Here is a 7,678-nt window from a genome sequence, read left to right as displayed (position 1 = left end):
CGACTGCAGTAGACATTTTCCCTGCTGCGGCCAGCTGCAGGAGCGCCGTCCCCGCGTCGACTGCAGTAGACATTTTCCCTGCTGCGGCCAGCTGCAGGAGCGCCGTCCCCGCATCGACTACAGTAGACATTTTCCCTGCTGCGGCCAGCTGCCGGGGCGTCATCACCGCGTCGACTACAGTAGACATTTTCCCTGCTGCGGCCAGCTGCCGGTGCGTCGTCACCGCGTCGACTACAGTAGACATTTTCCCTGCTGCGGCCAGCTGCCGGGGCGTCGTCACCGCGTCGACTACAGTAGACATTTCCCCGACTGCGGCCAGCTGCCGGGGCGTCGTCACCGGCATCGACCACAGTAGACATTCACCCTGCTGCGGCCCGCTACCAACTCCTCGCCACCGGCATCGACTACAGTAGACAATTACCCGACTGCGGCCCTCTACCAGTCCCCGCCACCGGCGTCGACCACAGTAGACATTCACCCTGCTGCGGCCCGTTACCAACACCCCGCCACCGGCATCGACCACAGTAGACATTCACCCTGCTGTGGCCCGCTACCAGCTGCCCGTCACCGGCGTCGACCACAGTAGACATTTTCCCTGCTGCGACCCGCTACCAGCTCCCTGCCACCTGCGTCGGCTACAGTGGACATTTTCCCTGCTGCGGCCCGCTACCAGCTCCCCGCCACCTGCGTCGGCTACAGTAGACATTTTCCCTGCTGCGGCCCGCTACCAGCTCCCCGTCACCGGCGTCGCCTACAGTAGACATTTACCCTGCTGCGGCCCGCTACCAGCTCCCCACCACCGGCGTCGGCTACAGTAGACATTTACCTAGCCGTGGTCCGCTCCCCGGGACGCCGCAACCTACGTCGACCACAGTAGACATTTACCCGGCTCCGGCCGCTCCCGGTTCCCCGCCACCGGCATCGACCACAGTAGACATTTACCCTGTTGTGGCCCGCCACCGACGTCGACTACAGTAGACATTTACCCTGCTGTGGCCCGCCACCGACGTCGACAACAGTAGACATTTACCCTGCTGTGGCCCGCCACCGACGTCGACTACAGTAGACATTTACCCTGCTGTGGCCGCTCACGGTTCCCCGTCACCGTCGTCGGCTACAGTAGACATTCACCCTGCGGCGACCCGCACCCGGGACTCCGCCGCCAGTATAGATCACAGTAGATATTTTCCCTGCTGCGGCCAGCTGCCGGTGCGTCGTCACCGCGTCGACTACAGTAGACATTTCCCCGGCTGCGGCCGCTCCCGGTTCCCCGCCACCGGCATCGACCACAGTAGACATTCACCCTGCTGCGGCCCGCTACCAACTCCCCGCCGCCAGCGTAGACTACAGTAGACAATTCCCCCTGCAGCGGCATCTCTCCTGCTGCGTCCAGCTGCCGGTTCACCTCCGCCAGCGTCGACTACAGTAGACAACTCTCCTGTTGCGGCCAGCTGCCGGTTCGCCTCCACCAGCGTCGACTACAGTAGACAACTCTCCTGTTGCGGCCAGCTGCCGGTTCACCTCGACCAACGTCGGCTACAGTAGACAACTCTCATGTTGCGGCAAGCTTTCGTATAACCAACTGGTCTATACTTCTCAGTGTGCGCTTTGCTATTTTTCCGTTTTTGTCACTAAACCACACAGGTGGTTGCTTCGAGATCGTCTTCAACAGCTGAAAGTCCCAAAGAGTCCTAAGTCTAGCGGTTAACTATCTGACTACATTCCAGTGTGGGAGCTTAAATGGACCTAAAAACGTGGATTAAACGATGCGAGAGTGAAATCGGTAAGCCCTACATCTGGGGTGCAAACGGACCGGATGCTTATGATTGTTCAGGTTTTGTTCAGTTTGCCCTGTCACTCATAAACCTGGACCCTCCCCGTGATAATACGGCCGCAGGTCTGTATCAACACTTCAGCAATAATGGGTACAGTTCTCCGGTGCCAATGGCTGATGATGCTGAAGTTGGCGACCTGCTTTTTTTTGGTACTGATAAAGGAGTATTTCATGTCGCGTTGGCGTGGGGAGACGGTCGAATGCTTGAAGCTGGCGGGGGAGGAAGCAAAACCGTAACTGTCGATATTGCTCGTAAACAGAATGCTGAAGTACGCATTCGTCCCATCACTCGAAGGCATGATCTGTATTCTATTTTGCGTCCAGCTTATTTGCCATGGACAGCGACCCAGTGGTTACGGGACTTAGAATATGATGACGACGTAGTCATTGGCCCAGGGCACTTCACCAACCTGCCACCACTAACCGAATGGCTGGATGATGGCCGTAGTATGCAACTGAAGCGACCATTTGGGTACATCTCGATGAATGATCGAGAATGGAACGTCCCTATCGACACCATTGTGGACGGAGCTTCCATACCGCGTGTTTTCTGGTCCCTAATAGGTGGACCGCTCGAAGGGCCTTATCGTAACGCGTCCATCGTTCATGATCATTTTTGCGACATACGTACTCAACCCTGGCCTGACGTACACCGAATGTTCCATGACGCGATGCTATGCAGCGGTGTTCCCTACCTCAAGGCACGTATCATGTTCTATGCGGTATATCGATTCGGGCCGCGCTGGATCAATATTCCATCGATCGAACTGGCAAGTTTTGGGGTGGCGAAAAGTACGTCAATGGTGTCAACGGAATTTCCGACTGAAGCTTTCGATGCCGATTCATTTATCGCAGACTGCATACGGATAGAACAAGAGAACCTTGACCTTCCTGCAATTGAGTTGCTTGCAGACTCACGAACATCAGCAATTAAAACCTAGTTCACCAATGCATGTGATAGAAGTGAATGTAACCTGTGTGCAACTGGCCGTTTCTTCACCGGTTAGTTGCAACCAGTATGACCAAGAGCAAGCAAAGTCTACCACCCAAGGCTCCCATATACCCATCACCAGCATCGAGTATAGTAGACATTCTCCCTGCAGCGGCCAGCTCTCTGCTCTCCTCCACCGGCATCGACTACAGTAGACAATCTCCCTTCTGAGGTCATTTGCCGGTACACAAACCGTTTACTTTAAAGACGGATTTCTCTTGATGATCTGAAATGCGATCTTATTACCTTCTTTAAGCTCTTGGTATTCAAGATATCCGATATCTTCCAACTGCTTAAGCGCCTTTCGTACTGTAGAGTTTTGAAGAGCCGGTCTCGAAGTCAGAGACAATCGTTTTCTAAAACGTTCAATACTAACGGGGATGGGATTAGGAGGAAGAGCCTCAATGAACGTGTATAAAGCTTGTGCCGATTCCTTACGAGCGAGGGCTTTAAGGGCCCTTAACTTCAGGAGTATCTTGTATTCCCCTACATACAGATCCTTCAGAGTTTTTGATGGGGTCAGGATGACTTTGTCATTGCCAATATCAACAGTGGACTCACCAATGAGTTGAACAAATTTTGTCACTTCAATGTTGGTTCCCCTATCCTTAGAGAACTCGACTACATTTGACATGAGCTTACGTAGTGAATCCTTGATTTTCTCACGAAACTCAGCCTTAAGACGTCCACGTGAGAAACCACATCGCATAGCAAATTCAGTGAATCGAATAGATATCGTGCCATCATCATTCGATTCAAGCTCATTATCCGTCAGGACCGAGATGATCCCGGTCCAGACTTTGAAATCTGTATCCATATCTAGCCTTGGTCCGGAAATGGTTATCCTCTCAAAGCCTTCTGATTTCGCTATCTCTAAATGCCTAAGGTCGTCTGAAGCATTAATGTTGGATCCTACATTAGGTTTTTTAGCGATAGCTTTATTCGTGGATTTTAATGTCGGGACAAAGACACCTAGACGCATAAGCGGAACCGTCTGAACACTAGTCTCTGATGTGGAAGAAAGGATAATAACTTCGCCAGTACTCTGGTTTGTCTCTTCAACATGCAAGAATGACTCATTGATTTTGCTAGACATTTTCCTTAAGTCCTAAGTATGAATAAATCAGTTAAAAGATAGCATACAGTAGACATTTTTATAGCATACAATAGACAATATATAGCATTCAGTAGACATATTGTAGATTACAGTAGACATTATTTAGCATACAGTAGACAGCAATCCCCTTTTAAGCCAAGCGGCACAAGGCTTCTGACGATCCGGGATCTTTTTGGTACTCTCTGGATCCTCTATGGATCAGTTATTGGATCTATCCTGTGGAAAACTACAATCAGAAAAAACTGTGCCGGTGGAAAGCGAGGCCTGGTTTAACATACATGCTTAGATTTACCTTCTCGTCTTCTCATTACAATGAAGTGACCCATAAACATTCACTGTTTATCGTATTGTGTTGAAATCATCTTCTAAAGCGACTTATTTGGGTTATGTATCAGAAACCAGTCATGGAAAGCCTTTTTACCATCAAAACCAGGTAGTTGATGGATAGACATATTCCAGTTGATTATTTTGACGATGAACCCTATGAATGCCAGTTCAGCCTCATTCAGTTCACCATCACCTCTCTTACGTAAAAAAAAGTCGTACCATCGTTCGTATGCCGGGACATTGATAGATTCTGAAGCCTCAAGCAGGCGTGGGATAAAATATACCAACTCGTCAAACGCTTTACTTCCTGGAGGGATATCGGCGCGGCTTAAGCTACAGAGAAGGTTTAAGGTGCACCTTAAATGATGCCACTGCAGAGACGGTGACGACGGTAATACATTCATGCTTATCGGCAGTTCATGCGGGATCAACGCAAGAAGCTGATTACCACTGCTGGTGAACTCCCTCTTGTACTGGTGTAAGGCATCAGGCTTAACCGTTTTCATCATTGGATGGTAGATCCATTTTTTCGCTTCCTCAGAAACGAAAAGTAACTTTTCTACCGCATCCATCAGCTTTATACCATCTCCCTTCTCCCGGTATGGAGCGACGATGCTTTCTATTCGAACCGCGTCTATCTCAACCAGCGCCAGCTGGCCGGTCTGGGCTAACAGGTCTGGATTTGGCTGGATGTCCTCAGCTGTATCATTGATGAAGATCCCGATAGTTGTGTCATTACACTGCCCGATAAGGTCAGCATTCAGCCCGCATACAATCCCACCAGCGGTGATGTTTTTAAGTGTGACAACACCTTTTTCCTTACCGTGCAAAAGGTGTGGAAGAGCCAGAAATTTTTTCTCCTGTATCTTCATCTGAATGTATTTTTTTAGATGTTGTAAGGTCAGTTCACTGCAAACGCCTTTAACATCCGTGGAGTGGCTGAAATGCCATTTTTTACTTTGTCCCTGTCTGGCTATGAGAGAGGTGCCACAGATGAGGCAAATACAGTTGCACGAAAGACCATTTTCAACACTGGCAATATCAACGATTTTATTTGTGTCTTTATCAAAACCAAATGGGATCCACTTTCGTGCATTGCGTTTCATGTTGATTCCTCGTTTAATGCAAATAAAATATTCTACATCAACCGCTTTACTCAAACCGGAAATAACATGATTAACTGGAAGTTATTTAAATATCATCAGGAATGAGACTCCACACAGAGGCGGGTATTTTGTCATATATCTTTTTCATATAAATCTCAGCCCTGCGGTGGTCATAAGCCCCATTCAGACTGATAATCTCGTTTATTGGTCCACCTTCCTCGTTTAATTTATCCTGGATACGTTCAAAAACTTTATCAAGGGTTTCTGTTGTACTGCATTTTCTGAACTTCAGGAGATAAACTTCTCTGAGGTTGCTTTCAGCATTTGGGCTTTTCAACAACGGCGCTCCGGGGCAGGTTTAAAACACTCAATACTTTCGAAAACAATAAATGAATGCCAACAGACTGGCAAGTCGGGCATTTCTGGTTTTTTGTTATTGTTCCTGGCTTTGAACAAAAATACTGTTAGTATACTGGTTATAAAACCAGTGCTGTTAAAAGACATGAGATCTTCCATGACAGATAGAACGAAGCTGATAGCCCTATCCCGGCCCGATGACATGAGCGCACTAGATGCGCTTAAGCTATTACGTTTCCGCCGCTACAACACTGCGAGAAGCCAGTTAAGGACCACCCGTGTCTGGTCGTCATGGTGTGCCAAAAATGGCCTGACGCCCTTCCCTGTGGCTGCTGTTGATGTTGAACGTTATATCAACGGGCTGAATGGATCCGTCAAAATGGCGACCATTTCTCATTTCATTGCTTGCCTTGCGAGCGTTAACGGGAGTCTCGGATTCCCTGACTTCCGCAACGTTCTTATTAAAGCGCTTGTCCAGGTCTGGCGGGCGCGGGAAAATGAGAAAAAAGTGGTTACCGGCCAGGCGCTTCCTTTTATGGTTGCAGACCTCAATATACTCCGTCGGGCCCTCCAGAAGAGCGACGACGTCAGGGATATCCGTGACCTGGCTATGATCTGGGTTGGTTTTGAAACGCTGCTGCGCAACGTGGAAATCAGGAGGATTAAAACCGGTGACCTCAAATGGCAAAATGACAGTGCCTGTTACCTTCTGGATGTGATGCGGACCAAAACAAGCCTGTCGAGCAACCTGACGTTTCAACTTTCGCCACAGTGCAGCCGACACGTCAGGCGACTGATTGAAACGGTGGAGTATACGGATACAGAAACCTTCGGGAACCGTTACCTGTTTCAACCTGTCAACGTCCATACAAACCGGTATTTTCCGGCCACCAGCAGTAAGCTGTCCAGAGGCAAATCTATAGATAACATGCTCCTGAAGACTGGCTTCAATCAGGCGTTGCTCACTCAGCTGCAGAAGGACTCACAGGTCACACGAGAGGATGTCGGTATTCTGTCCTCCAATTCACTGAACCAGGCATTTTCGCGCCTGTGGGATATAGCCGGTAAAGTGGGTGATAACCGGCAGTCTGGCCGGTACATTAAGTGGACAGGGCACAGTGTGCGAGTCGGGGGGGCTATTGAACTGTTTAGGGACGGATACACTCTGGAGAAAATTACGGAGATGGGGAACTGGTCTGATCCGAAAATGGTTTTCCGGTATATCAGGGCATACCTTGCCAGTGAAAAAGCCATGGTGAGCTTTATGCGCAATCATCTGGACGACATATAACCAGAGTCCTGAGATACCGGCAGGCAGGTGTTAACGTGGTGTGGGGGTTAATGAACCGTCGTTAAATATTAATCTCCTTTAAACCGGTTAATACAAAATTACCTTTTTCTGATAGTGTGTCGAAGTCAGTCAGACTGAATTCATGGGTATGAAACCAGACAACACGACACGTTGGACAGGTAACCGGTAATTCATCTTCGGCTATTTTCTCGCAATTATGGATAATTTCACCCTGCTCATTCCTGTCGATATTATAACCACTTGTGCAGAGTGTTTCGTACCCATGTGCACCTGTGACAATATGTGTGGCTGTTCTTTCTTTAATCTCTCCATTTACTTTTATTTGCTCACGAGTAGTAATGGTTCGTTTATTATTCATTGTCCCTCCGGATGGAATGTAAAAAAGAATGGCTATTACGCTTGTGTTCACCTTGGCTGCAGGCGGGGAAAGTTTCAGCCAAAACCACACAATCAGTGAAATCAATACTCAGCGCCTTTCTGAATGGATGCAGACTCAGCCTCATTTACCCTGTCATTGTGAAACGCCCCTGTTCCTTCATTATGCGGCCGTACGGCAGGAAGACGAAGAAATGTCTTATCTTGCTCCAGAATGGCTTCTGGTGCGTTTCACGAAGGAAAATTAGGGTGATTTAAT

The 7,678-nt window shown here is 48.9% G+C and carries 9 protein-coding genes; 3 read left to right on the top strand and 6 right to left on the bottom strand.

Going from position 1 to position 7,678, the window contains the following annotated elements; genetic code table 11:
- Both ABLU95_RS25395 and ABLU95_RS25390 read right to left on the bottom strand, forming a co-directional pair.
- The coding region (locus ABLU95_RS25395; protein ID WP_348880504.1) for a hypothetical protein at positions 1-301 on the bottom strand (301 nt) is incomplete at its 3' end.
- 558 nt (positions 302-859) lie between these two features.
- Positions 860-982, bottom strand: a complete 123-nt coding sequence (locus ABLU95_RS25390; protein WP_348880503.1) for a hypothetical protein — start codon at positions 980-982, stop codon at positions 860-862.
- Between the two features lie 758 nt (positions 983-1,740).
- On the opposite strand from ABLU95_RS25390, the gene ABLU95_RS25385 reads away from it, so the two are divergent.
- The gene (locus tag ABLU95_RS25385) at positions 1,741-2,775 is read left to right on the top strand and encodes a DUF1353 domain-containing protein (RefSeq protein ID WP_085551583.1); all 1,035 of its coding nucleotides are present in this window, start codon (positions 1,741-1,743) and stop codon (positions 2,773-2,775) included.
- Between the two features lie 246 nt (positions 2,776-3,021).
- Here ABLU95_RS25385 and ABLU95_RS25380 read toward each other — a convergent pair whose 3' ends face one another.
- The 3 genes from ABLU95_RS25380 to ABLU95_RS25370 form a co-directional block, all read right to left on the bottom strand.
- Positions 3,022-3,921 (bottom strand): RepB family plasmid replication initiator protein, encoded by a 900-nt coding sequence (locus ABLU95_RS25380; protein ID WP_069476592.1) that lies wholly within the window; start codon positions 3,919-3,921, stop codon positions 3,022-3,024.
- Positions 3,922-4,307: 386 nt separating this feature from the next.
- Positions 4,308-5,375 carry a hypothetical protein gene (locus ABLU95_RS25375; protein ID WP_348880502.1) on the bottom strand — a complete coding sequence of 356 codons (1,068 nt, stop codon included), beginning with the start codon at positions 5,373-5,375 and terminating at the stop codon, positions 4,308-4,310.
- Positions 5,376-5,460: 85 nt separating this feature from the next.
- Positions 5,461-5,715, bottom strand: coding sequence for an Hha/YmoA family nucleoid-associated regulatory protein (locus tag ABLU95_RS25370; protein WP_064371177.1), 255 nt, complete (start codon positions 5,713-5,715; stop codon positions 5,461-5,463).
- A gap of 174 nt (positions 5,716-5,889) precedes the next feature.
- On the opposite strand from ABLU95_RS25370, the gene ABLU95_RS25365 reads away from it, so the two are divergent.
- The gene (locus ABLU95_RS25365) at positions 5,890-7,023 is read left to right on the top strand and encodes a tyrosine-type recombinase/integrase (RefSeq protein WP_348880501.1); all 1,134 of its coding nucleotides are present in this window, start codon (positions 5,890-5,892) and stop codon (positions 7,021-7,023) included.
- Between the two features lie 61 nt (positions 7,024-7,084).
- Here ABLU95_RS25365 and ABLU95_RS25360 read toward each other — a convergent pair whose 3' ends face one another.
- The gene (locus ABLU95_RS25360; RefSeq protein ID WP_044350433.1) at positions 7,085-7,402 is read right to left on the bottom strand and encodes a hypothetical protein; all 318 of its coding nucleotides are present in this window, start codon (positions 7,400-7,402) and stop codon (positions 7,085-7,087) included.
- Positions 7,403-7,430: 28 nt separating this feature from the next.
- Between ABLU95_RS25360 and ABLU95_RS25355 the strand changes: the two genes are divergently transcribed.
- Complete coding sequence (locus ABLU95_RS25355; RefSeq protein ID WP_348880500.1) at positions 7,431-7,667, top strand: hypothetical protein; 237 nt, start codon at positions 7,431-7,433, stop codon at positions 7,665-7,667.
- Positions 7,668-7,678 lie beyond the last annotated feature (11 nt).

Source organism: Klebsiella sp. GG_Kp146 (assembly GCF_040061975.1).
Taxonomy (GTDB): Bacteria; Pseudomonadota; Gammaproteobacteria; order Enterobacterales; family Enterobacteriaceae; genus Klebsiella; species Klebsiella quasipneumoniae.
This window is presented reverse-complemented; position numbering and strand designations above follow the sequence as displayed.